At 72.1% G+C, this 23,731-nt stretch carries 19 protein-coding genes; 5 read left to right on the top strand and 14 right to left on the bottom strand.

Going from position 1 to position 23,731, the window contains the following annotated elements:
* Positions 1 to 74: 74 nt before the first annotated feature.
* The 6 genes from RY076_RS02485 to RY076_RS02460 form a co-directional block, all read right to left on the bottom strand.
* Positions 75 to 3,419 (bottom strand): PQQ-dependent sugar dehydrogenase, encoded by a 3,345-nt coding sequence (locus tag RY076_RS02485; RefSeq protein WP_323095860.1) that lies wholly within the window; start codon positions 3,417 to 3,419, stop codon positions 75 to 77.
* Between the two features lie 123 nt (positions 3,420 to 3,542).
* Positions 3,543 to 4,667, bottom strand: coding sequence for a sugar phosphate isomerase/epimerase family protein (locus tag RY076_RS02480; protein ID WP_323095858.1), 1,125 nt, complete (start codon positions 4,665 to 4,667; stop codon positions 3,543 to 3,545).
* 95 nt (positions 4,668 to 4,762) lie between these two features.
* Positions 4,763 to 5,986, bottom strand: a complete 1,224-nt coding sequence (locus RY076_RS02475; RefSeq protein WP_323095856.1) for a Gfo/Idh/MocA family protein — start codon at positions 5,984 to 5,986, stop codon at positions 4,763 to 4,765.
* Between the two features lie 119 nt (positions 5,987 to 6,105).
* The gene (locus RY076_RS02470) at positions 6,106 to 7,164 is read right to left on the bottom strand and encodes a substrate-binding domain-containing protein (RefSeq protein ID WP_323095854.1); all 1,059 of its coding nucleotides are present in this window, start codon (positions 7,162 to 7,164) and stop codon (positions 6,106 to 6,108) included.
* Positions 7,165 to 7,332: 168 nt separating this feature from the next.
* Positions 7,333 to 8,415 (bottom strand): ABC transporter permease, encoded by a 1,083-nt coding sequence (locus tag RY076_RS02465; RefSeq protein ID WP_323095853.1) that lies wholly within the window; start codon positions 8,413 to 8,415, stop codon positions 7,333 to 7,335.
* Entirely contained in the window at positions 8,412 to 9,938 is a 1,527-nt protein-coding gene (locus RY076_RS02460) for a sugar ABC transporter ATP-binding protein (protein ID WP_323095851.1), read from the bottom strand. The genes RY076_RS02465 and RY076_RS02460 overlap by 4 nt, the downstream gene beginning before the upstream one ends.
* Positions 9,939 to 10,011: 73 nt before the next feature.
* On the opposite strand from RY076_RS02460, the gene RY076_RS02455 reads away from it, so the two are divergent.
* The 3 genes from RY076_RS02455 (at position 10,012) to RY076_RS02445 (ending at position 13,902) form a co-directional block, all read left to right on the top strand.
* Positions 10,012 to 11,274 carry an ROK family transcriptional regulator gene (locus RY076_RS02455; protein WP_413785723.1) on the top strand — a complete coding sequence of 421 codons (1,263 nt, stop codon included), beginning with the start codon at positions 10,012 to 10,014 and terminating at the stop codon, positions 11,272 to 11,274.
* Between the two features lie 8 nt (positions 11,275 to 11,282).
* A complete protein-coding gene (locus RY076_RS02450) occupies positions 11,283 to 12,086 on the top strand; it encodes an HAD-IIA family hydrolase (RefSeq protein ID WP_413785722.1) in 804 nt (267 codons plus the stop codon).
* Positions 12,087 to 12,168: 82 nt separating this feature from the next.
* Positions 12,169 to 13,902 (top strand): serine/threonine-protein kinase, encoded by a 1,734-nt coding sequence (locus RY076_RS02445; protein WP_323095847.1) that lies wholly within the window; start codon positions 12,169 to 12,171, stop codon positions 13,900 to 13,902.
* 13 nt (positions 13,903 to 13,915) lie between these two features.
* Here the strand turns inward: RY076_RS02445 and RY076_RS02440 are convergent, their stop codons facing one another.
* The 5 genes from RY076_RS02440 to RY076_RS02420 all read right to left on the bottom strand — a co-directional run bounded on the left by RY076_RS02440 (position 13,916) and on the right by RY076_RS02420 (position 20,034).
* Positions 13,916 to 15,583, bottom strand: a complete 1,668-nt coding sequence (locus RY076_RS02440) for an HAD family acid phosphatase (RefSeq protein ID WP_323095846.1) — start codon at positions 15,581 to 15,583, stop codon at positions 13,916 to 13,918.
* A gap of 204 nt (positions 15,584 to 15,787) precedes the next feature.
* On the bottom strand, positions 15,788 to 17,581 hold the full coding sequence (locus tag RY076_RS02435; protein ID WP_323095845.1) for a flavin-containing monooxygenase: 1,794 nt from the start codon (positions 17,579 to 17,581) through the stop codon (positions 15,788 to 15,790).
* Between the two features lie 107 nt (positions 17,582 to 17,688).
* Complete coding sequence (locus RY076_RS02430; RefSeq protein WP_323095843.1) at positions 17,689 to 18,855, bottom strand: helix-turn-helix domain-containing protein; 1,167 nt, start codon at positions 18,853 to 18,855, stop codon at positions 17,689 to 17,691.
* A gap of 119 nt (positions 18,856 to 18,974) precedes the next feature.
* Positions 18,975 to 19,478 carry a DnaJ family domain-containing protein gene (locus tag RY076_RS02425; RefSeq protein WP_323095841.1) on the bottom strand — a complete coding sequence of 168 codons (504 nt, stop codon included), beginning with the start codon at positions 19,476 to 19,478 and terminating at the stop codon, positions 18,975 to 18,977.
* 4 nt (positions 19,479 to 19,482) lie between these two features.
* Positions 19,483 to 20,034 (bottom strand): DinB family protein, encoded by a 552-nt coding sequence (locus RY076_RS02420; RefSeq protein WP_323095840.1) that lies wholly within the window; start codon positions 20,032 to 20,034, stop codon positions 19,483 to 19,485.
* 161 nt (positions 20,035 to 20,195) lie between these two features.
* Between RY076_RS02420 and RY076_RS02415 the strand changes: the two genes are divergently transcribed.
* Complete coding sequence (locus RY076_RS02415; protein ID WP_323095839.1) at positions 20,196 to 21,560, top strand: HNH endonuclease signature motif containing protein; 1,365 nt, start codon at positions 20,196 to 20,198, stop codon at positions 21,558 to 21,560.
* Positions 21,561 to 21,577: 17 nt separating this feature from the next.
* Here RY076_RS02415 and RY076_RS02410 read toward each other — a convergent pair whose 3' ends face one another.
* Positions 21,578 to 21,772: a hypothetical protein gene (locus tag RY076_RS02410; protein ID WP_323095838.1), complete on the bottom strand. Its 195-nt coding sequence runs from the start codon at positions 21,770 to 21,772 to the stop codon at positions 21,578 to 21,580.
* A gap of 249 nt (positions 21,773 to 22,021) precedes the next feature.
* Here RY076_RS02410 and RY076_RS02405 point away from each other — a divergent pair, with 249 nt between their 5' ends.
* Entirely contained in the window at positions 22,022 to 22,339 is a 318-nt protein-coding gene (locus tag RY076_RS02405) for a hypothetical protein (RefSeq protein ID WP_323095837.1), read from the top strand.
* A 19-nt stretch (positions 22,340 to 22,358) separates the two neighbouring features.
* Here the strand turns inward: RY076_RS02405 and RY076_RS02400 are convergent, their stop codons facing one another.
* Both RY076_RS02400 and RY076_RS02395 read right to left on the bottom strand, forming a co-directional pair.
* Positions 22,359 to 22,817, bottom strand: coding sequence for a GNAT family N-acetyltransferase (locus RY076_RS02400; RefSeq protein WP_323095834.1), 459 nt, complete (start codon positions 22,815 to 22,817; stop codon positions 22,359 to 22,361).
* 21 nt (positions 22,818 to 22,838) lie between these two features.
* Complete coding sequence (locus tag RY076_RS02395) at positions 22,839 to 23,708, bottom strand: uracil-DNA glycosylase (RefSeq protein ID WP_323095833.1); 870 nt, start codon at positions 23,706 to 23,708, stop codon at positions 22,839 to 22,841.
* Between the last annotated feature and the right edge of the window lie 23 nt (positions 23,709 to 23,731).

The following is a 23,731-nucleotide window of genomic DNA, read 5'->3' as shown; positions in this document are numbered from 1 at the left end:
CCCTCCCCCGGTGGTGACCCGGCGGCGGTCTCCCGCCGCCGGGTCACCGGTGATCCCTCCCGGCCCGCTGCGGGTCAGCGCAGCGAGGCGATCACCGCCCTCGCGTCACGCTGCAGCGCGGCGCGGGCCGCGGCGTCACCGACGGTCGCCGGCTGCCCGGCGAGGTCGACGAACGACTGCAGCTGCGACACCGCGGCGGCCGTACGCCCGCCCGCGACGTGCTTGGCGGCCTGCTCGAGACGCTTCTCGAGCTGCGGCTCACCCGCCTTCGTCACGAGTCCCTCGCGGGCCAGGCGCTCGGTCAGGGCCGTCAGCTCGGCCAGCGACGTCGTCGTCGTGAACGTCGTCGTGGTCGTGCGGACGAGGCCTGCCTTGTCCTTCGCCGTGACGACGAGGGTGTGGCTGCCGAGCGGCAGGCGCCACAGGGCCAGCGGCTGGTCGGCCGCGACGGTGGCTCCGTCGACGGTCGCCGTGACGGTGTCGACCCCGCTCGCCGCGTCGGCCGCCGTCCACGTCACGTCGTTCGAGTTGCCCACGGACCCACCGTCGGTGACACCCGAGACCGCCACCGTCGGCTGCGTCTTGTCGAGCTTCACCGTGACGGACCCGGTCTCGGACACGTTGCCGCCGTTGTCGGTGGCCCGGTAGAGCACCGTCGTGGTGCCCTCGGTCGACACGGTCAGCGCGGTGTTGGCGTTGACCCACGTCGCGCCGCCGTCGGTCGAGCGCTGGCGCGAGGCGACGGTGCCGTTGTCGGTCGCGTTGACCGTCACGGTGACGTTGCTCGTGTACCAGCCGTTCGCCCCGTTGGGCGTCGCCGGGCTCAGCGTCGCCGACACCGTCGGCGGCGTCTTGTCCGCGACGCCGTCGCCGACGAAGCTCAGCGCGTCGAGGACGACGCCACCCGTCGAGGTGACGAACAGGCGTCCCGTGCCGGTCGGCTTCGACGACAGGGTCGCCGCCGTGTCTGACCAGCCGGTGCTGTTCACCGCGACCGTCCCGAACGGCGTCGCCGTCGGCGAGTTCCAGCGCAACGAGAGCGTGCCCTGGCCCGACGCCCGGGCCGTGATGCCGGTGATGCCGACGAGGTTGGCCGGGTCCCAGCCGAGGTGGTCACCGGTGTCGAGCGAGGTGACCTTGCGCAGGCCGCTCGCCGTCGTGTCGCTGACGATCTCGACACCCTGGGTCAGGTCGGCCCACTCGGCCTCCTGCTTCTTCGGGTTGAGGACGAGCTGCTCCGTCGTGGTCGCCGCGGGGACCCCGGCGTGGCCGTTGTCGGTGTAGGTGATGACGACGACGCCGAAGATGTTCTCCGTCTCGCCGTGCTCGGTGGCGTCGGCCGGGGTCGGGATCGCGAACTGGCAGCCCGTGCCCTGGCTCAGCGGGTGGGCGTGCGCGTCGTGGCCGAGACCGAAGGTCCACGTGACGCGCGAGCACACGGTGGCGTTGCCGTCCTCGGGGTCGGAGGTCGTGACGGTGAACGGCACGGCCTGGCCCCAGTCGAAGAACGCGCCGTGGGGCGGCGTCTGGATGTTGATCGTCGGCGCGACGTTGCCGACCGAGATCGACGTGCTCGTCAGGTTGCTCCGGCCCTGCGGGTCGGTGACCTTGAGCCGGGCCGTGTACTTGCCGAGCTCGGTGTAGGTGAAGGACGCCGTGGCGCCGGTGGCGTCGAACGTGCCGTTGCCGTCGAAGTCCCACTGGTAGGTCAGCGCGCCACCCTCCGGGTCCTTCGAGGCCGAGGCGTCGAACTGCACCGTGAGCGGGGCGTTGCTGCTGCTGATCGGGTTGGCCGAGAACTTCGCCTGCGGCGCCTTGTTGCCCGGGCTGTAGTCGATCCGGTAGAGACCCGCGTCGGGGTTGGCGCGGAAGAAGCCGTCGCCGTAGTCGAGCACGTAGAGCGAGCCGTCCGGCCCGAACTCGATGTCGATGGGGCTGTCGGTGATCGGCATCCCGTTGGTCTCGAGCGCCTTGTTGGGCAGGAAGTGCTCGATGTGGTCGACCGGGCCGTTCGGCCACTGGACCGTGAACGCGGCGAGGTAGTCCTGCGAGAACTCGGCGAAGAACGCCTTCTTGTCCCAGTACGCCGGGAACTTCGTCGCCGACGGGTTGGCCGCGTCGTAGTGGTAGACCGGGCCGCCCATCGGGCCCTGACCGCCCTGCGGGTCGAAGTCGGTCAGCTCGGGCCACGGCTGGTCGGTGGACCGGTCGCCGTAGTACAGCGTCGCCGTCGTGGCCGGCGGCACCTGTGCCAGGCCGGTGTTCCAGCGCGAGTTGTTCTGCGCGCCGGCGTTGCAGTCGAACCACGGGCCGGGCGTCGCCGTCGCGAAGTTCCACTCGTTGTAGTTGGCGTTCGGGCCGTGGCAGTACGGCCAGCCGCCGTTGACCGGGCGGTCGATCGCCGTCGTCATCCACTCGACGTAGCCCATCGGGCCACGCTGCGGGTCGGCCGCACCGGCGTCGGGACCGTAGTCGCCCCACGTCACCGAGTTGGTCTGCGGGTCGACGTCCATGCGGAACGGGTTGCGCACGCCCATGACGAAGATCTCCGGACGCGTCTTCGCCGTACCGGGCGCGAAGAGGTTGCCGGCCGGGATCGTGTAGCTGCCGTCGGCGCCGACCTTGATGCGCAGGATCTTGCCGCGCAGGTCGTTGGTGTTGCCCGCCCCACGACGCGAGTCGAGGCCCGGGTTGTTGCCCGGGGCGTCGTTGTTCGGGGCGTAGCCGTTGGCACCGGGGGCGCTGGCCGGCGTGTTGTCGCCGGTCGAGAGGTAGAGGTTGCCGTCGCCGTCGAAGTCGACGTCACCGGCCACGTGGCAGCACTGGCCGCGCTGGGTCTCGACCTTGAGGATGACCTGCTCGGTCGTGAGGTCGAGTTTGTCGGCGGCGGCGTCCCACTTGAACCGGCTGAGCTGGTTGTAGCCCTTCCACTGGTCCCAGTACGACGCGTCGGCCCCGGCGGGCAGGCTGTTCGGCGCCGAGCCGGTCGGGGTCGTCGTGACGTAGGGCGCCGTCATGGTGCGGGGCGCGTAGTAGAGGTAGACCCACTGGTTCGTCGCGAAGTCGGGGTCGAGCGTGACGGTCTGGAGGCCGTCCTCGGAGTTGTTGTAGACCGGCAGGGTGTTGATGACCTTGGTGACGCCGGTGTCGGGGTCGACGAGGCGGACGTCGCCGTTGCGGGCCGTCGTCAGCACGCGGCGGTCCGGCAGGACCGCCAGGTCGATCGGCTCGCCGGTGTCCTTGGTGAGCGTGATCTTCTCGTAGTTGGACCAGTCGAGGGCGGGGTCGTCGCCGTGGTCGACGCCGTCGTGGGCGACGGCCGGCGAGGCGAGGATCCCGCCGAGGGTGGAGAGGGCCAGGACGGCGGCGGCAGTTGCCGCAACCGCCCTCCCGGCCCGGGAACGACTTGTAGCATTCATCGGTACGTCCTTCTTGACAGAGACGGGCGAAGCCGGTCCCCGGGGAGCGCGCCGCTGCAACGGCCATGCGCTCCCCGGGGGTCGGCGTTGGTGCTTTTCCGACTGCTCTCGGTGCGTCGTGCCTCAGCCGCGGAGGGCGGCCATGTTGTCGTAGCTGACCTTGGCGAACGCGAGCGACTGGCCCGGGTTGGCCGTGCCGCCGGGAGCGGTGTCCTGCTCCCACATCGGGTTGTGCCAGCCCTTGGAGCCCACCCGGCGCAGGAACGTCGGGTAGTCGATGTCGCCCTCACCGAACGGCGCCATGACGTAGCCGTTGGCCTGGGTCGGGTCGGACTTGCCGTCCTTGGCGTGGAAGAGCGGGAAGCGCTTCGTCTGGGCCTCGACGACGGCGGCCGGGTCGAACACCGACGTCACCGTCGAGCCGTCGGGCGCCGTGTACGACTTGTGCTTGTACTGCGCGACGTGCGCCCAGTAGATGTCCATCTCGAGGAAGACGTACTTCGGGTCGGTGTTGGCCAGGAAGTACTCGAGGCGCCGGACGCCGGACGAGCGCGTCGGGCGGCCGAGGGAGTCGAGCGGCCCGCTGTCGAGCAGGAAGCTGTACGCGATGTCGTGGTTGTGCGTGTAGAGCTTGAGCCCGTGCTTCTTCAGGGCCCGCTCGCCGAAGGTGTTCCAGCGCGCGGCCGCGGCGTCCCAGTCGGCGACGTAGCCGCTGCTCGTCGGGTCGTTGCCGGTGCCGATGTGCGTCATGCCGAGGATGTTGGCCGTCTCGCACATCGCGTCGAAGCTCGCGAGCGTGGCGTCGGTGATCGTCGCGGGGACGGTGCCGTGGTTGCCCTCGGCCTCGATCCCGTTGTCGTCCAGCCACGTTCGCAGCAGCTTGGCACCGTCGGGGTTGTTGACGTTGCCACCGGGGGCGTTCACGTGCTGGCTGTAGCCGGCGAACTCGATCTGGGTGTAGCCGATGCGACCCAGCTCCTCGATGACGGCCTTGAAGCCGGACGCGTACGGCGAGGTGGCGGGGTCGCGCGAGATGGCGTCGCGGACGGTGTAGAGGATGATGCCGCGCTTGGACTGCGGGATGAGGACTCCGTTGGCGTTGCCGGTGGGCGCCGCGTGGGCGGTGCCGACCGAGGCCGCCGTCAGGGCCGCCGCGGCGGCCATTCCCGTGGAGGCCGCCATGAACTGGCGGCGGTTGAGGCCGAGGCCCTTGGCGAGCTTCAGCGGCTTGACGTCGTTGTCGTGCATGTGAGGGTGCTCCTTCGGGGTGTGACAGAGACGGTGGTGCGGGGGCTCTGACCGGGACTCCTTTCAGGACGGTGAAGCGCGATGACCCCCGCGGGTCAGGTGAGGACGGGAGACGCCGTGCGGGCCCCGACGATCGGGGTCCAGGACCCCTCCCGCTCCGCACTCGTCTCGACGGCCGACAGGATCCGCTGCACCTGGAGCCCGTCGGTGAACGAGGGCCGCGGGTCGGCGCCCGCGGCGACGGCGGTGAGGAAGTCCACCGCCTGGTGGGTGAAGCCGTGCTCGTAGCCGAGCACGTGGCCGGGCGGCCACCAGGCGGCCACCCACGGGTGGTCGGCCTCGGTGACGAGCACCCGGGTGAAGCCCGCGTCACGCGTCGGGGCGTCGTTGTCGAAGACGTGCAGCACGTTCATGTCCTCGAAGTCGAACGCGATCGACCCGCGGGTTCCGTTGATCTCCAAGCGGATCGCGTTCTTGCGACCCGTCGCGAACCGCGTCGCCTCGAAGGTGGCCAGCGCTCCCCCCGACATCCGCGACACGAAGACCGCGGCGTCGTCGACCGTGACCGGCCCCCTGGCGGTGGTCCCGTTCGAGCCGGCCGAGCCGCTGATGCCGGCGAGCGACGCGTCGCCCACGGGCCGCTCGCGCACGAAGGTCTCGGTCAGCGCCGACACGCCCGTCAGCGTCTCGCCGGTGACGTGCTGGGCGAGGTCGACGATGTGCGCACCGATGTCACCGAGCGCCCCGGACCCGGCGCGGTCCTTCTGGAGGCGCCACGTCAGCGGCGACTCGGGGTCGGTGAGCCAGTCCTGCAGGTAGGCGCCGCGCACGTGCAGCACCCGCCCGATGCGTCCCTCGGCGACGAGCTGGCGCGCGTACGCGACGGCCGGGACGCGTCGGTAGGTGAACCCGACCATGGAGCGCACGCCCCGGGCCCGGGCCGCCTCGGCGGCCGCGGCCATGGCCTCGGCCTCCTCGACGCTGTTGGCGAGCGGCTTCTCGCAGAGGACGTGCTTGCCCGCCTCGAGCGCGGCGAGCGCGATCTCGGCGTGCGTGTCGCCGGGCGTGCAGATGTCGATGACGTCGATGTCGTCCCGCTCGAGCAGCCGCCGCCAGTCGGTCTCGACGTCGGCCCAGCCGAACCGGTCGGCCGTGTCGCGCGCGGCCGACGCGTTGCGCCCGGCCACCGCGACGAGGCGCGGCTCGACCGGCACGTCGAAGTAGCTGCGGGCGTTGCGCCAGGCCTGCGAGTGGGCGCGGCCCATGAAGGCGTAGCCGATCATCCCCACCCCGAGGGCGGGCTTTGGTGCGGTCGTCATGACGTCCTCAATCTCCGACGAAGGATGTGTCGGTGGTGGTGCTGCCGGTGCGGTCGTGGAGACCGGCGGGGACGGGTGCCCGCGCCGCACTCGGTGCGTACGGCGCGGGCCCCGGCCGGTCAGGACTCGAAGCCGAGCGGCAGGTACTGGGCGACGTTCTCCTTGGTCACCACGGGGGCGTTGAGGACGATTCGCCGCGGGACCTCGACCTGGACGAGGTCGCTGATGCCCTTGTCCTGCGCGATGAGTCGCGCGAGCTTGATGCCGTCGGCCGCCTGCGTGGGCGGGTAGAGGACGGTCGCCTCCATCTTGCCCTCCTGGATCCACCGCATCGCGTTGGCCGAGCCGGCGCCGCCGATGAAGGCCATCTCGTGGCGGTTGGCCTGGTCGAGGGCGGCCATGACGCCGACACCCTGGTCGTCGTCGTGGTTCCAGAGGATGTCGATCTTCGGCGCGGCCTGGAGCAGGTTGGACATCTGCTTCTCGCCCGACTCGACGGTGAACTCGGCCGCGACGCGGTTGTCGACGGTCTGGTTGCACGCCTTGAGGGCGTCGGCGAAGCCCTTGCTGCGGTCCTGGGTCAGCGGCAGCGAGTCGATGCCGGCGATCTCGGCGATGACCGGGTTGGACAGGTTCTTGTCCTTGACGAGCTTGCAGGCGTACGTGCCGGCCGAGACGCCCATGCCGTAGTTGTCGCCGAGGATCGTCGCGCGGGCGGCGAACGGGCTGGAGAACTCACGGTCGACGTTGATGACCGGGATGCCGGCGTCCATCGCCTTGGTGGCGACCTCGGTGAGCGCGGCGCCGTCGGTCGGCAGCAGGACGATGGCGTCGACCTTGTCGTTGATGAACGTCTCGATCTGGCTGATCTGCTGCGAGGGGTCGTTGGTGCCCTCGGCGGCCTTGAGCTCGACGTCGCTGTGCTTCTTCGCCTCGGCGAGCGCCGAGCTGTTGACGGCCGCGAGCCAGCCGTGGTCGGCCGCGGGGCCGGAGAAGCCGATGACGACCTTCTTGCCCGGGGCGTCGTTGTCGCTCGCGGCGTTGCCACCGGCCTGCTGGGTCGAGGCCGCCGGCGTCGTGGCCGGGTCGTTGCTCGTGCAGCCGGCGGCGACGAGGGCGGCGCTCATGGCGATCGCCGCGGCGGCGACGCGCTTGGTGGTACGAGGTGATGCAGACACGCTGACTCCTATGTGAGCAGTGTTGAGGGTGTGAGTTGCCGTGCGACCCGGTGGCCCCGGGGTCGTGGTGCTGGGTTCCCTTGCGGTTCGGTGCGATCCACCCGGCCGGCGAGACCGGGCGTGGTTGGTCGACGTGGTTGGTCGACGGGGCCGTCGATGTGGCCGGCGCTAGGTCGACCTGGTGCGGGAGACCCGCTGCTGGAGCAGGACGGCGGCGATGATGATGGCCCCCTTGGCCACCGCCTGCGTGGAGGTGTCGACGTTGTTCAGGGTGAACACGTTGCCCAGCGTCGTGAAGATGAGGACGCCGAGGATGGTGCCGACGATGGTGCCGCGGCCGCCGGACAGGAGCGTGCCGCCGATGACGACCGCCGCGATGGCGTCCAGCTCGTAGAGCTGGCCGTGGGTCGAGGTGCCGGTGGTCGTGCGGGCCATGAGCATGACCGCCGCGATGCCGCAGGCGACCCCGAGCAGGATGTAGAGGTACATCGTGTGGCGCTGCACGCGGATGCCGGCGAGCCGGGCGGCCTCGGCGTTGCCACCGATGGCCAGGGTGCGGCGTCCGAAGGTCGTGCGGTTGAGCAGGATCCAGCCGATGACGGCGACGACGGCGAACATGATGACGAGGACCGGCACGCCGAGGACGCTGCCGCCGAAGAACTCGACGAACCCGCGCTCGCGGACGATCTGGGTCCGCCGCTTGGCGATGATCTCGGCGAGGCCGCGCGCGGCGGCCAGCATGGCGAGGGTGACGATGAAGGGCGCTATCCGCCCGTAGGCCACGAGCACGCCGTTGACGAGCCCGCACCCGGCTCCGACGGCGAGGGCCGCGAAGACCATGACGATCCAGTGGGTGTTCGCCGCCATGGTCTGGGTGGCGACCGTCGTGGCCCACACCGACGACAGGGCCACGATCGCGCCCACTGACAGGTCGATGCCGCCGCCGGAGATGACGAAGGTCATGCCGACGCTGACGACGCCGATGACCGAGCCGAGGCGCAGGATGGTCAGCGCGTTCTCGGGGCTGGCGAACCGGTCGCCGGCGGTGACGATCCCGACGACGACGAGCAGCAGGAGGGCGAGGACGAGCCCCGCGTTGCGACCGGCGGGCCCGGAGAGGATGCCGGCCAGGCCCCCACCCGACCGCGACGGCGCGCCGCCGACGGCGGGGCCACCCTTCGGCTCGTCCGGGCCCGCCTCGGAACCGGGCGCTCCCGGCGTCTGGTCGGCCTTCGTGACGTCGGCGCTCATGCCGCGTCTCCCTTCAGGATGATGTCGAGGACGGCGTGCTCGTCGAGCTCGGCGGCCGGCCCCTCGTGGCGGACGGTGCGGTCGGCGAGGACCAGCACCCGGTTGGACAGCCCGAGCACCTCGGGGATCTCGCTGCTGACGACGACGACGGCCACGCCCTGTTCGGTGAGCCGGCGCACGAGCGCGTAGATCTCGGAGCGGGCGCCGACGTCGACGCCGCGGGTCGGCTCGTCGAGGAGCAGGACGCGGCAGCCGCGGAGCAGCCACCGGGCGAGCACGACCTTCTGCTGGTTGCCACCGGACAGCGTCCGCGACTCGCGGTGGACGCCGCGCGGCCGGACGTCGAGGGACTCCATGAGCTCCTCGGCCGCGGCCACCTCGGCGTCGCCGTCGAGCAGGCCGCCGCGGGAGAACCGCGCGAGCGTGGCGAGGCTGATGTTCGAGGCGAGGCTCGCGCCGAGGACGAGCGCCTGGCTCTTGCGCTCCTCGGGGCACAGCCCGATGCCGGCGGAGACGGCGGCCGGCACCGAGCCGCCCCGGACCGGCTTGCCGTCGACGAGGACCCGGCCGCTCGTGGCGCGGCGCGCGCCGAAGATCGTCTCGACGATCTCGGACCGGCCCGAGCCGACGAGCCCTGCAAGGCCCACGACCTCGCCCGGGCGGACGTCGAAGGTCACGTCGGCGAACTCGCCCGCGCGGGAGAGCCCCTCGACGCGGAGCACCGGCTCGGCGTCGCCGACCGGCGGCTTGTCGGGGAAGACGTACTCGATGGAGCGGCCGGTCATGAGCCGGATCAGCTCCTGGGTGCCGGTGTCCTCCGCGTCGAGGCCGGTGGCCACGGTCCGACCGTCCTTGAGGACCGTGACGCGGTCGCCGATCTCACGGATCTCCTCGAGACGGTGGGAGATGTAGACGACGGCGACGCCCTGGGCGGTGACCTCGCGGATGACGGCGAAGAGCTGCTCGACCTCGCCCGCGTCGAGCACGGCGGACGGCTCGTCCATGATGATGAGCCGCGCGTCGCGCGACAGGGCGCGGGCCATGCTGACGATCTGGCACGACGCGGCCGAGAGGGTGCCGACCTCGGTCGAGGGCGAGATCTCGCGGTGGCCGAGGCGGGCGAGCAGCTCGGTGGCGCCGCGGCGCGCGGCGGTGCGCTGCGAGAACCCGAAGCGCGTCGGCTCGTGCCCGAGGTAGATGTTCTCGGCGACGGTGAGGCCCTCGACGAGGTCGAGCTCCTGGTACATCGTCGCGACGCCGAGGTCCATGGCGGCCTGCGGGTGGTGGAGCGTCACGGTCTCGCCGTCCCACTCGATGGTGCCCTCGTCGGGCTCGTGGACGCCGGCGAGCACCTTGATGAGCGTGCTCTTGCCGGCGCCGTTCTGGCCGAGCAGGCAGTGCACCTCACCGGGCCGCACGTCGAGGTCGACGCCACCGAGGGCCACGACCCCGGGGAAGCGCTTGACCACGCCGGTCATCCGCAGCAGCGGGGCGTCGGCTCCATCTCGCCGTCGAGATTCCATGGGTCACACCGTGGACCACTTTTGTCGGACCGTCAAGCAAAAGTTTTGCGAGTGAGACACGAAAGCCGCATGGATGGCATGTGGAAGCTGCGTGTGCTTGACTTCAACGGTGCGTCATCCGGAGTCGTCGTCGCCCCCCGTCCTCGCCGCCAGCGGCGCGGGCGAGCTGCTGCAGCTGCTGCGCGACGAGACCCCCCGCACGCGTGCCGAGCTGGCCAAGCTGACCGGCCTCGCCCGGTCCACCGTCGGCGCCCGCGTCGACGCCCTGCTCGCCACCGGCCTGCTCGCCCCGAGCGGCGAGGCCGCGAGCACCGGCGGGCGACCCCCGGCGCGCTTCGCCTTCAACCCCGAGGCCCGCGTCGTCATCGGCGCCGACATCGGCGCGACGCACGGACGCGTGGCCCTGACCGACTTGAGCGGCAGGCCGATCCGCGAGATCGGCGAGGAGCTCGACATCACCGACGGGCCCGAGGTCGTCCTCGACTGGCTCGTCGCCACGACCCGGCGCCTCCTCGACGACACCGGGCGCGACGCGTCCGACCTCGTCGGCATCGGCATCGGCCTGCCCGGTCCCGTCGAGCACTCGACCGGCCGGCCCATGCGCCCGCCGATCATGCCCGGCTGGGACGGCTACGACGTGCCGTCGCGCGTGCGCCGGTCCTTCGACGTGCCGGTCCTCGTCGACAACGACGTCAACATCATGGCCCTCGGCGAGCACGCCACGGCCCACCCCGACGTCGAGCACCTCCTCTTCGTCAAGGTCGCCACCGGCATCGGTGCCGGCATCATCAGCGGCGGCCGGCTGCACCGCGGGGCCGTCGGCGCGGCCGGCGACCTCGGGCACGTCGCGGCGCCCCACGCACCCGAGGTGCTGTGCTCGTGCGGCAACCTCGGGTGCCTCGAGGCCGTGGCCAGCGGACCGGCGATCTCCAAGTCGCTCAAGGAGATCGGCATCGCGGCCGAGAACAACGCCGACATCGTCGCACTGGTCCGCGGCGGCAACGTGCCCACCGCGCACGCCGTCCGCCAGGCCGGGCGCACCATCGGCGAAGTGCTCGCCACGTGCGTCAGCCTCCTCAACCCCGAGGTCATCGTCATCGGCGGCTCGCTCGTGCAGGCGGGTGAGAGCCTCATCGCCGGCGTCCGCGAGGTCGTCTACGGGCGGTCGCTGCCGCTCGCCACCGGCGGGCTGCAGATCGTCGTCGCCTCCACGGGCGTCCAGGCCGCCGTCATCGGCGCCGCCACGATGGTCATCCAGCACGTCCTCACCGCCGACCGCGTCGACCTCGCCATCGCGCGCCGGTCCGCGGCCGCGGCCGCCGCGTCGGCCAGCTGACCCCCACAATGGGGGCCATGACCGATCACCGGCCCGTCGACACCTGGCTCACCGACATGGACGGCGTCCTCGTGCACGAGGAGGACGCGATCCCCGGCGCCGCCGAGTTCATCGCCGCGCTCGAGGCGTCGGGCAAGCAGTTCCTCGTCCTGACGAACAACTCGATCTTCACCCCTCGTGACCTCGCGGCTCGCCTGCGGCTCAGCGGGATCGCCGTGCCCGAGCGCGCGATCTGGACCTCCGCCCTGGCCACGGCGCAGTTCCTGGCCGACCAGCGCGGGGGCGGCAGCGCGTACGTCGTCGGCGAGGCCGGGCTGCTCACCGCGATGCACGACGTCGGCTTCGTCATGACCGACCGCGACCCCGACTACGTCGTGCTCGGCGAGACCCGCACCTACTCCTTCGAGGCGATCACGCGCGCGATCCGCCTCATCGACAACGGGGCCCGCTTCATCGCCACCAACCCCGACCCGAGCGGCCCGAGCGCGCAGGGCAAGCTGCCCGCCACCGGTTCGGTCGCCGCGCTCATCTCGACCGCCACCGGCCGCCAGCCGTACTACGTCGGCAAGCCGAACCCGCTCATGATGCGCAGCGCGCTCAACCGCATCGAGGCGCACAGCGAGACCACGGTCATGGTCGGCGACCGCATGGACACCGACATCATCAGCGGCCTCGAGGCGGGCCTGCGCACCGTGCTCGTGCTCACCGGCTCGACGCAGCGGCACCAGATCGAGCGCTTCCCCTACCGCCCGAGCCGCGTCGTCGACTCTGTCGCCGACCTCGTCCCGCTCGTCGGGCACGAGGAGGGCTGACCCAGAGCCGCCGATCGGCCCGCCTGTGTGCGGCCCGGCCGCTCCGGGTAGGTTCCTCTGGTCGACGGGAGGACTGTCAGCAGTGAGCCATGCGCAAGAGGTCGTGACGGGGCGCTACCGCCTGCTCGACCGCATCGGGTCCGGCGGCATGGGCCAGGTGTGGCTCGCCTGGGACGAGCGCCTCAACCGAGCGGTCGCCCTCAAGCGGCTGCACGCCCCCGTCGGGCTCCCCGACGCCGACGTGCAGGTGGCGCACGAGCGGGCGATGCGCGAGGCGCGGATCACGGCCAGCCTGCACCACCCCAACGCGGTCCCCGTCTACGACGTCGTCGACCACGAGGGCTCGCCCTGCCTCGTCATGCAGTACCTGCCCTCCCGCAGCCTGCACGAGATCCTCGCCGCCGACGGGCCGCTCGACCCCCGTGAGGCGGCCCGGATCGGGGCCGGGATCGCCGGCGCCCTGGCGGCGGCGCACGCCGCCGGAATCGTGCACCGCGACGTCAAGCCCGGCAACATCCTCATCACCACGACGGGCACACCGCTGCTCACCGACTTCGGGATCTCCCGCGCGCGCGGCGACGCCTCGCTCACCGCGACCGGGCTGCTCACCGGCACCCCCGCCTACCTCGCGCCCGAGGTGGCCCGCGGCGGCGACTCGACGCCGGCCGCCGACGTCTTCGCCCTGGGCGCGACGCTCTACGCCGCCGTCGAGGGCGCGCCGCCCTTCGGCGTGAGCGACAACCCGATGGCCCTGCTGCACCGAGTGGCCTCGGGCCGCATCGACGCGCCGCGCCGCGCCGGCCCCCTCGAGGGCCTGCTCGTGCGGCTGCTGGCCGCCGATCCCGACACGAGGCCGTCCACGGCGGAGGCCGCCGGCGCGCTGGCCGCGGTCGCGAACACCACGCCCGGCACGCACGGCACGAGAGCGACCGCGGTCCTGCCCGCTGCTGCCGGCGTCGATGCCAGGGGTGCCGACGCGACGAACCGCGCCGACGCGTCCGATGCGTCCGAGGCGTCCGTGGCGTCCGCGTCGTCCGACGTCCCCCCGCGCGAGGACGGCCGGTCGGGCCACACGGCCGTCCTGCCCGTCGCCCCTCGGCCCGGGAGAGACCGCCCCCGCCCCGACGCGTCGCCCAGCACGTCGCCCGACGCGACGCCGGGTTCGTCGCCCGAGGTGGCGCCCGGGCTCGCGCGCGAGGAGGGTCGCCGCCGACCGGCCCTGCTGCTGCTCGTGGCCGCCGGGGTCGTGGCAGCCCTCGTCGTGGCCGTCGTGGCGCTCACCCGCGAGACGCCCTCGGGTGACGTCGCGCCCGACGCACGCGCGTCGTCGTCCGCGCCCTCACCCTCGGCGTCGTCCCCGACGCAGACCCGGACCTCGTCACCGTCGACGTCCACCGCGCCGAGCCCGACCGCGTCCCCGAGCACGTCCGCGAGCACGTCCCGCCCGACGCCGACGCGTCCGCCCGCGAGCACGACGTCGCCCGGACCGCCCACCGCCTCCCGGCTGGCGGCGGCGATCCGGGACTACTACTCCGTGCTGCCCACCGACACCGACGCAGGCTGGGCTCTGCTGACGCCGCGCTACCGCACGACGACCTCCGGCAACCGCGCGACCTACGACCGCTTCTGGGGCGCGATCGACCGGGTCCGCGTCAGCGCCGTCGACGCGTCGGCCCCGTCGTCAGCCGTCGCCACGCTGCGCTACGACTACAAGGACGGGCGCACGTACGTCGAGCGCACCGCCTTCACGCTGGTGCAGGAGGGCGGTCGACTCAAGATCGACCGCACCTCCGTGCTCAGCAGCCGGCAGCTCTGACCGTCACCGGCCCTCAGGGCAGGTAGTACGTCGGGTTCGGCACCTTGACGACGTGGTCGGCGTGGCCGCCCTTGAGGTCACTGAACTGGTCGCCGAGGTTGGCGACGACGTCGTAGCCGAGGTCGTCCTCGACGTGGGCCCGGGTCGCCGACTTGTACTCGATGGTCGTGCACGTCGGGTAGGCGACGCACTTGCCCTGCATGTACGACGGCGGCTGCTCGCCCGACTTCCACTTCGTGAAGTAGAGCGCGTCGGTGAACTGCGGGTAGCCCTGCTCGTGCAGGTTGGCGAGCGTCGCCGCCTTCTGGCCGGTGTTGCGTCCGGTCAGACCGACGATCGCGCAGCCGGCGTCGGAGGCCGCCGCGACGAGCGCGGGCATCCCGGGCGTCGCCGGGAAGAGCTTGTTCTGCACCCAGTAGTCCTGCCGGGTCGGGTTGAAGACGAACTTCATGTCCGCGACCTCCATGTCGTAGGTCCACAGCGTCGTGTCGTCGGCGTCGAGCACGACGGCCGGCCTGGTGCCGCGGGCCGCGCCCTGCTTGCACGCGGCGACGAGCCGCTGCTGCTGGCGCGCCTCGAGGGCCTTGAGCTCGCTGATGTACGGGGAGGACGTCTTGTTCGCGATGCCGGTGCCGGGGTCGCCGTAGTAGGTGTAGATCGTCTTCTTGACCGAGTCGATGTTGGGGATCCCCTCGCCGCTCTCGGTGAGGCCGCTCGAACCGTCCGGCTTCATCGTGAAGTGCGTGCGCGGCGCGAGCTTCGGCTCGTTCATCCCGGCGAGGTCGGGCGAGGGCAGGTAGTACGTCGGGTTCGGCAGCTTGACCCAGCGGTCGGCGGAACCGCCCTGCAGGTCGCTCCACTGGTCACCGAGGTTGAGGACGATGTCGTAGCCGAGGTCCTTCTCGATGTGGCGACGCGTGTTGGCCTTGTACTCGACGGTCGTGCAGGCGGCCATGTTGACGCACTTGCCGGCCATGTAGGCCGGGATCGGGTCGCTCGAGCGCCACTTCGTGAAGTACCGGTCGGCGGTGAAGCCGTGGTAGCCGACGTCGGCGAGGTTCTGCAACGTCGCGTCCTTCTGGCCGTTGTTGCGACCGGTGAGCCCGAAGATCGTGAAGCCCATCGCCTCGGCCCTGTTGACGAACGAGACCATCGACGGCGTGGCCGGGAAGAGGCGGTTCTGCACCCAGTAGTCCTGGCGGGTCGGGTTGAAGACGAACTTCATGTCCGCGACCTCCATGTCGTAGGTCCACAACGTCGTGTCGTCGGCGTCGAGGACGATGGCCGGCTTGTGGCCGGCCCGCACGGACTTCGCGTAGGCGTGGGCGAGGTCGGCGTCGAGGCGCGAGGTGATGCGGCCGAGCTCGCTGATGTACGGCGAGGACGTCTTGTTCGCGATGCCGGTCCCGGGGTCGCCGTAGTAGGAGTAGATCGTCTTCTTGACCGAGTCGATGTTGGGGATCGCCTCGCCGCCGACCTTCGCGCCGCTCGAGCCGTCTGGCGCCATGACGAACTGGGTGCGGGGGGTCAGCGTGCGGTCGGGCTGACCGGTGTGCGCCGGGCTGCCGTCGTGTGCGACGGAGGGGGCGGCGGAGCCGACGACAAGTGCTCCGACGACGGAGCCGACGGCTCCGACGACGAGCCCGACGCGTCGACCGGGGATGGTGCTGGGACGCCTCATACGGGATCACCTCTGGGGGCGGGAGTTCACGGACGCTTGAACGTATCCCCACGGGAGCACGCATGGGCCGTTGCGGACGCTATCGGGTGAATCCCAGTGCACTGTCAGAGAACTCGCAGCGCACATGGAGGAACGCACCGACGTCGCAGCCGGTGCGTTCCTCCCTCCCGACGCCGCGCCGGATGCCGCAGCGTGACCGCGGCGTCAGCTGAGGTGGTGCGTCGGCGCAAGGGCGTGCACCGGAGTGTCGAGGCCTTCGAGGCGGGCCTTGAGCTGCATCGCGAGGTAGCGCGAGTAGTGCCGCGACTGGTGCAGGTTGCCGCCGTGGAACCACAGGTTCTCCTGCTGGGTGGGCTTCCACATGTTGCGCAGCTCGCCCTCCCACGGGCCGGGGTCCTTCGTCGTGTCCGAGCCGAGCCCCCAGCACCGGCCGACCTTGTCGGCGACCTCCTGGCTGATGAGTCGCGCCGCCCAGCCGTTCATCGAGCCGTAGCCGGTGGCGTACACGACGGCATCGGCCTCGATCTGCGTGCCGTCGGTGAGGACGACGGCGTGCTCGGTGAGGTGGTCGACCTGGCCGCGCACGAGCCGGATCGCGCCCTTGGCGACGAGCTCGGAGGCGCCGATGTCGATGTAGTAGCCGGAGCCGCGCCGCAGGTACTTGAGGAACAGGCCGGAGTCGTCGTCGCCGAAGTCGAGGTCGAACCCGGCCGCCTCGAGCGCGGCGTAGAACTCCTTGTCCTGCTCGCGGATCGCGTCGAACGCCGGGCGCTGCACGTCGGGCAGCACCTTGTACGGGATCGACGCGAAGACGAGGTCTGCGGTGTCGGCGTCGATGCCGTTCGCGACGGCCTCCTCGGAGTAGAGCGGGCCGAGGACGGTCTCCATGAGCGAGTCGGACCGCACGATGTGGGTGCTCGACCGCTGGAGCATGATCGGCTCGGCACCGTTCTGCCACAGGTCGGCACAGATGTCGTGGGCCGAGTTGTTCGACCCGACGACGACGACGCGCTTGCCGGCATAGCGAGCGCCACCCGGGTGCTTGCTGCTGTGGTGCTGGTCGCCGGCGAAGACGTCCTGGCCGGGGAACGCCGGCACGTTGGGGATGCCGCTCATGCCGGTGGCGAGCACGAGGTGCGTCGGGGTGAGCACCACCTCGCGACCCTCTCGGGTCACGTGCACGGTCCACTGCTTCGACGCCTCGTCGTAGCTCGCGGACGTCGCCTCGGTGTTCGACCAGTAGTCGAGCTCCATGATCTTCGTGTAGCTCTCGAGCCAGTCGCCCATCTTGTCCTTGGGGGTGAAGACGGGCCAGTGGTCGGGGAACGGCAGGTAGGGCAGGTGGTCGTACCAGACCGGGTCGTGCAGGCACAGCGAGTGGTAGCGGCTGCGCCACTGGTCACCGGGCCGCGGGTACTTGTCGACGACGAGCGTCGGCACGCCGAGCCGCTTGAGCCGCGCGGCGAGGCCGATCCCGCCCTGGCCGCCGCCGACGACGAGGACGTACGGCTGCGCGTCGCTGCCCCACGCGTCGACCTGGCTGGTGCGCCGGTCGAGCCAGTTCTCGGTGGACACGTTGACGCCGTGCTCGGCGCCCCGGACCCGCTGCGGTCCGGACGGCTCGGGGAAGTCCTTGAGCGCCTGCGCGCTCGTGAGGATCGTCCACCCCTTGCCGTCCCGGACGCGGACGAGGCCCTTGCCGGTGAAGGTGGCGTTGCCGTAGGTGAACCACGCCTCGCCGACGCCGTCGGCCTCGCTCTCGGAGGTGACGACGAGGTCGGTCGGCCACGCGTCGGGCCCGACGTCGTCGAGCATCGCACCGATCGCGTCACGGCCCTCGGCGGTGTGCAGGTTCCACGTCATGCTGATGAGGTCGCGCCAATAGCACTCGTCGCCGAACAGCGCGGTGACCCGGCCGCTCTCGCCCGAGGCGATCGCCTCCGCGAGGTCGCCGAGCCATCGTCCGGCCGGCCCGGCCTGCGTCGTGTTGTCCGCCATCGCCAACTCCTTTGTCCACGTCGGGGCTGATGGGGCGACGCTAGGTGCGGGCGCAGGGCGGCCGACAGCGTTGCAGAGGGTTGCAGCGCTCTGGACCCGGCCGCGCGTCAGTCGCGGACGGAGGCGGGGACGGCGAGGCGGTACGGGCGGCTCTCGAGGAGGCCACCGAGTCGCTTGCGCAGCCGGGACATCTCGGCGCGCACGGTGACGGCCGTCGTGGCCCCGGACAGGTGCCCCATGAGGGCGGTGACGCCGAGGCCCTCCGGGTGCCGGACGAGCAGCTCGACGATCTCGAGGTGGCGCTCGCTGAGCGGGATCTCGGTGGTCGTGCCCTCCGAGGTGAGCAGGGCCCGCGGCGTCGGGCGCCGCACCACCTCGAGGCTCGCGACCGACGCATCCTCCCGGAGCACCCAGCCGCCCGCGACCTCCTCGGCCACGACGTGCCCGAGCTCGGGCACCCACAGCGACCCGGCCCGCAGGCCGCTCGGCACCCAGGGACGCTCGCCCAGGCCCCAGCCCTGTGCCCGCGCCACCCAGCCGTGCCGGTCCACGACGACGAAACGCCCACGCGTCGTGAGGGACTCGCTGGCCCGGGCGACGCGTCGCAGGTCGCGCTCGTGCTCGCCGGCGAGCTTCTGCACGGCCTCGCGCACCGCCATCGACACGAGCATGAGGGTGTGCGGGTGGGCCGTGCGGAAGGCGCCGCTCAGGGTGACCACCCCGAGCGGCGTCCGGGCCCGGCGGTCGACGACCGGGGCACTCGTGCAGACCCAGGCGTGCTGGTCCTCGCGGGCGTGCTCCGGGCCGAAGATCTGCACCGGGCGCAGCTCCTCCATCGCGGTGCCGAGCGCGTTGGTGCCGACGTCGGACTCGCGCCACCGCGCGCCCTCGACGTAGCCGATGCCCTCGCTGCGGCGCCGGACCAACGACGGGCCGAACATCCACAGCGGGTAGCCCTCGTCGTCGCTGATGACGAGCTCGTTGCCCGCCTCGTTCGCGAGCGGCAGGAGGCGCTCCTTGAGCAGCGGCACGACCGAGCCCAGGACGCTGGAACGGTCGCGCCGCGCGAGGAGGGCGTCGTCGGCGATGGGCAGCGAGACGCGTCCGGCGTCGGCCGGCTGCCGGCCCCACGACCGGGCGACGACGCCGCGCACGTGCGGCGGCACCTCACGCGTGCGCGACCAGTCGCGGTGCAGGCGCAGCAGGTCACGCGCCTTGGCTGCGGGGTCCTCGAACGCAGTCAGGGCGGCCTCGAGTCCACTGGCTGCAGACATGCGCACCTTCGCGACGGGTGCCGCGGCGACCGGTGGAGTCAGCGCGACACGGCTCCCCGTGATGGTGACACGCAGGGCGCCGGTTGGGTAGGGCTCCTCAGCCGCCCGCCAGTTGCCTGTCAGCCGCGGCCGAACAGGCGCGACCACCACGATCCGGCCGGCTGCCGGGCGGACGCGGCGGCGGCCTCGCGCTCCTCGCGGGCGGCGCGCAGCTGCTCCTCACGCTCGTCGCGCAGCACCCGCCAGGCGGCGACCATCTCGTCGACGTCGAGCGTGCGGGCCAGCATCGGCGGCAGGTTGCCGACAGCGGGGCGCAGCCGGTCGGCGAGGACGCGCTTGTTGAAGTCCTCGACGATCTCGCGCACCTGTGCCTCGGTGCGGACGTCGGCGAGGGCCTGCGGGTAGCCGGCCGCCTCCTTGCGCAGGGCCAGCGCACCGGGCAGGGCCCCGCCGAGGTCGAGGTTCTCGCGCTGCGCGAACCGCTTGACCCACCAGTCGGGGTCGCCCGAGTCGCCCAGGTCGAGCGGCTTGCCGGCGCCGGGCAGGTTGTCGAAGTCGCCCCGCTCCTGCGCCTCGCGGATCTGTCGCTCGACGGCGCTCTCCCAGTACGGCTGACCGGACATGCCCTCACGTTAACCCGCGCGCGTCGCCCCCTGCTGTTGACACCTCACCCACCGCACCGTCGTGCAGCTCACGCCAGATGTCGAGGTGCCCGGCATGCCGGGCGTACTCCTGGATCAGGTGCAGCAGGACCCACTGGAGCTGCGGGGCGGACTCCACGTCGGTGAAGCGCCCGCCGACGGCCGCGCGGTCGGTCAGCTCGTGCGCCTCGGCGATGCGCCGGGTGTCCGCGCCCGCGCGTCGCACCCGGGTGGCCAGCTCCTGCACTCCAACCGCCGGCGACACCCAGCCCGCATCGCGCTCGGAGGCCGAGGCGTCACGCCACGGGTCTGGCAGGTCTTCGGCCTCGAAACCCCATGCCATCCAACGACGCTCGACGTTGGCGAGGTGGTTGAGCAGACCTGCCGCGGTCCACTCGGAAGGGACGACACTGTCCTGCAACATGTCGGCATCGAGGCCCTCGACCCTGCCGATGACGACGTCGCGGTAGAAGTCCAGGTAGTCGAGGAGCAGGCCGCGCAGGTCGAGCGTGCTCGCGGGTTCGGGGAACCGGGTCATGGCCATCCTCCATCGTCACCCGACGCGGGTCCGGACGTCGATCAAGGACTAGCGATCAGACCGGCTTTCCGCCGTGCCGCCTGACGAAACGGACTGGAGTCCAAAGGAATTGGGTGTGGGCAACCCTTTCCTCTCCATTCGAACACCTGTACGATAAAGGTATGTCGCAAGCAGTGATCGAGCAGGACTGGGACCTCGTCGCGTCCCTGGCTGCCGACCTGCACGACGCGCACGGCCGGCTCGTCGACGCCGTGGCGGTGGCGCTGGTGGAGGGGTCGTGGCAGGCGGCCGGGATCCGTTCGCCGGAGCACTGGCTCGTGGTCCGGGCGGGTTTGTCGCGGGGGCACGCGTCCGCGGTGGTGCTGATGGCCCGCCGGGCGGGTGAGCTGCCGGAGACCGCGGCGGCGCTGCGGGACGGGCGGATCAGCCTGGACCAGGCGGCCGTCGTCGCGCGGCACGCGCCGGCGGCGTTCGATGCCACGGTGGCGGAGTTCGCCCGGCACGCGACGGTGCCGCAGCTGCAGCGTTCGGTCGCCCGGTACGACTTCACCCTCGAACCGCGGACCTTCGACGAGGAGGGCCGGCTCCTGCCCGCCGAGCAGGACCCGGCCGCGAAGCCAGAGGTTGTCGAGCCGGCCACGTTGTCGATGGGCGTCGACGCGGATGGCCGGTTCCGGCTGCGGTACGACGCCCCGGCCGAGGTCGGCGAGCTCGTGAGGGCGGCCCTCGCGGAGGCGAAGGACCACCTGTTCCACGCCGTCACCGACACCGCACACGGCCACGACGGCGATGACGCCCAGCACCAGTGGGACCCGTACACCGATCCGGCCACCACCCCCGGCCCGCGACGCATCACCTGGGCCGATGCGCTTGTGCTGCTCGCGACCCGGTCGCTGGACGTCGGCACCGAGAAGACTCCGGCGCGTCGGGCTAGATACCGGGTGCAGGTGCACCTCGACACGACCGGTGGCTGGCTCACCGGCACCCCGCGCCTGCCGCGGCACGTCGTCGACGGGCTGACCTGCGACGGCACCCTGGTCCCGGTGTGGGAGACGCAAGGCCACCCGGTCAACGTTGGGCGCACCCACCGCGTCGTCCCGCACCGCACCCGCGTCCTCGTCCTGGACCGCGACCGCGGCTGCCGGTTCCCCGGCTGCCCGGTCAGCTCAGCCGACTACCTCGAGGTCCACCACCGCGTGCACTGGCGCGACGGCGGCCTGACCGACCTGAACAACCTGCTGTGCCTGTGCACCTTCCACCACGACAGCCACCACCGAGGCGAGTACGCCATCACCGGCGACCCCACCACAGCGGACGGGCTCCGGGTCGACACCCGGCAGGGCTGGCCCATCGGCCCACCGACCCGATCACCCCAGCCATCGCTCGACACACCCGTCGGGCCGCCGCCACGGCCCCGCCGACCACGACCACGCCTCGGCCGCAGCTACCCCGCCCCGACCGGCGGCACGCTGCACCTGCACCTCGTCGACCTCCACCCCTCCGGGGCGTCGCCACCTCCGGGCTGATGGCCGGGTTCGACCGACTAGCCGGCCTGCAGCTCGCGGAGCACGGGGAGCTCGAGGTCGGCCGGCGAGGCGCACGCGTTGGTGCAGGCCAGCGCGGGCTCGCCGTCCTGACGGTCGATGCGCCACGCGGTCCCGCCGTGCACCGGCTCCGCGGTCACCGTGACGACTCCGCCGCACCCTTTCGTCGGGCACGGGATGCTGATGGTCTCCATGCCCGCCAGCGTCTCGCGAACACCGCCTGACCGTGACCGGTTCGCCCCCACGTGAGGATCCGTTCCGCAACGTCATCAGCACCAAAGCGCGCTCCGGGCTGTCACCATGCGGACATGACAGGGGTTCGGAAGCGGGTTCGGATGGGGGTGCTGGCGGCGCTGGTGGTGCTCGGTGCCGGAGCCGGCGGCGTGTGGGCTTACGAGGCTTCGCAGCCGAAGCCACCCCAGCGACCGTTGCCCGCAGCGGGCGTGTCCCTCCGCGACGCCGCGACCGCGTACCTCGACGCCGCGGTGCGGCAGGACTGCGGTTTCACCCGGGCCATGACGGTGCGCGAGGAGCTCTTCGCCTGGTGCACGTCACCGACGATGACCTCCTACGGCGACCTCGGGGGTCCGACGGTCCTCACCGCCGAGCAGGCCGGTGGCGAGGAGGAGCAGTGCGTGCCGTTCCGCATGACGAGCACCGAGAGCCGTGACGGGTCGATGCAGGCGGGCGAGCAGCCGTGGAGCCTCTGCTTCGTCAGCACCCCGGTGGGGTGGCGCGTCGCGAACCAGGGCCAGGGCTGACGCGTCGGGGACCGGTGGGTCAGAGCTCCTTGCGGAGGTGGACGTCGTCGGAGTCGGCGGTCGGCACGCCCTCCCAGCGGAAGATCTCGCGGTAGCCCTGCTTCTCGTAGAACCCGGGCGCCTGGAAGGTGAACGACGTGACGAACACGTGCGTGCACCCACGTGCCCGGGCCTCGGTCTCGAAGTCGGCGAGCAGCCGCTCCCCCAGGCCCTGGCCGCGCGCGTCGTCGCGCACCCACGTCATGCCGATGCCGGCGGCGACGCCCCACGTCCAGCCGCTGACGCCGGCGGCGAGCTCGCCCGACGCGTCGAGCAGGCGCACGGTCAGCTCGCGGGCGGCGGGCGTGCCGACGGTCGCGGCCGCGTTGACCACGTCGAGCTCGTCGGAGAGGCGCTGGTCGAGCGCAGCGTCGGCCTCACCGACCTCCGAGCGGTAGGTGGTGGCGGCAGCGGTCGGAGCAGCGTGGGGATCGGTCACGTCGGCCGATCCTGCCACGGGTCACAGCCGGGCGAGGACCTCGTCGAGCATCGCCTCGGTCAGCTTGCCGGTGAAGGTGTTCTGCTGGCTCACGTGGTAGCTGCCGACGAGGCGCACCGGACGCCCCGACGCGGTGACGAGCATCGCCTCGGCGCCGTGCCCGAAGCGGGGCTTGGGGCGCGGCACCGCCCAGCCGCGGCGTCGGGCGGCGCCGATCGCGGCGACCCACCCGATCGAGCCCAGCGCCAGCAGCGACTCGACGAAGGGCTCGGCCAGCTCGAGGTCGCGGTCGAGCCACGGCGCGCAGGTCGCCTTCTCCTGCGCCGACGGCTTGTTCTCCGGTGGGGCGCAGCGCACCGTGGCGACGATGCGCAGTCCGGTCAGCTCGAGGCCGTCGCCCGCGGCCACCGACGTCGGCTGGCTCGCGAAGCCGGCCCGGTGCAGGGCGGCGTAGAGCCAGTCGCCCGACCGGTCGCCGGTGAACATCCGCCCGGTCCGGTTGGTGCCGTTGGCCGCCGGGGCCAGGCCGACGACGAGCACCCGCGCCTCGGGGTCGCCGAACGACGGACCGGGGCGCCCCCAGTACGGCTGGTCGGCGAACGACGCGCGCCGCCCGGTGCGGGCCACCGACTCGCGCCACTGCACGAGGCGCGGGCACGCCCGGCAGACGCTGACCCGGGCGTCGAGCTCGGGCACCGACGCCGCCGAGCGCGCGAGCCGCACCACCTGCGCGGGGGTGCGCGCCACCGGCGTCGACGCATCGGCCGGGTCGCCGGGCCATCCGGTGCCCGGCGGGACCGGGGACGGGAAGCGCTGCCCGGTGACCGGGTGCGGGTCGGACGCGTCGGGCTGCGGCACGCCCGACGCGTCGGGTGCCGGTGCGCTGTCCATGCCCCCACGCTAGGCGGGCGTGA

The sequence above is a fragment of the Intrasporangium zincisolvens genome, assembly GCF_034724055.1.
GTDB lineage: Bacteria > Actinomycetota > Actinomycetes > Actinomycetales > Dermatophilaceae > Monashia > Monashia zincisolvens.
The sequence above is the reverse complement of the archived record's forward strand: the minus strand, read 5'-3'. Positions and strand labels throughout refer to the sequence as shown.

Bases quoted from the DNA above. Each gene is read 5' to 3' on its own strand.
- RY076_RS02480 (WP_323095858.1), bottom strand. From the start codon at position 4,667: ATGCACGACAACGACGTCAAGCCGCTGAAGCTCGCCAAGGGCCTCGGC.
- RY076_RS02415 (WP_323095839.1), top strand. From the start codon at position 20,196: ATGTCGCAAGCAGTGATCGAGCAGGACTGGGACCTCGTCGCGTCCCTG.
- RY076_RS02435 (WP_323095845.1), bottom strand. From the start codon at position 17,581: ATGGCGGACAACACGACGCAGGCCGGGCCGGCCGGACGATGGCTCGGC.
- RY076_RS02455 (WP_413785723.1), top strand. From the start codon at position 10,012: ATGGCATGTGGAAGCTGCGTGTGCTTGACTTCAACGGTGCGTCATCCG.
- RY076_RS02440 (WP_323095846.1), bottom strand. From the start codon at position 15,583: ATGAGGCGTCCCAGCACCATCCCCGGTCGACGCGTCGGGCTCGTCGTC.
- RY076_RS02410 (WP_323095838.1), bottom strand. From the start codon at position 21,772: ATGGAGACCATCAGCATCCCGTGCCCGACGAAAGGGTGCGGCGGAGTC.
- RY076_RS02395 (WP_323095833.1), bottom strand. From the start codon at position 23,708: ATGGACAGCGCACCGGCACCCGACGCGTCGGGCGTGCCGCAGCCCGAC.
- RY076_RS02475 (WP_323095856.1), bottom strand. From the start codon at position 5,986: ATGACGACCGCACCAAAGCCCGCCCTCGGGGTGGGGATGATCGGCTAC.
- RY076_RS02420 (WP_323095840.1), bottom strand. From the start codon at position 20,034: ATGACCCGGTTCCCCGAACCCGCGAGCACGCTCGACCTGCGCGGCCTG.
- RY076_RS02460 (WP_323095851.1), bottom strand. From the start codon at position 9,938: ATGGAATCTCGACGGCGAGATGGAGCCGACGCCCCGCTGCTGCGGATG.
- RY076_RS02430 (WP_323095843.1), bottom strand. From the start codon at position 18,855: ATGTCTGCAGCCAGTGGACTCGAGGCCGCCCTGACTGCGTTCGAGGAC.
- RY076_RS02465 (WP_323095853.1), bottom strand. From the start codon at position 8,415: ATGAGCGCCGACGTCACGAAGGCCGACCAGACGCCGGGAGCGCCCGGT.
- RY076_RS02450 (WP_413785722.1), top strand. From the start codon at position 11,283: ATGGGGGCCATGACCGATCACCGGCCCGTCGACACCTGGCTCACCGAC.
- RY076_RS02425 (WP_323095841.1), bottom strand. From the start codon at position 19,478: ATGTCCGGTCAGCCGTACTGGGAGAGCGCCGTCGAGCGACAGATCCGC.
- RY076_RS02485 (WP_323095860.1), bottom strand. From the start codon at position 3,419: ATGAATGCTACAAGTCGTTCCCGGGCCGGGAGGGCGGTTGCGGCAACT.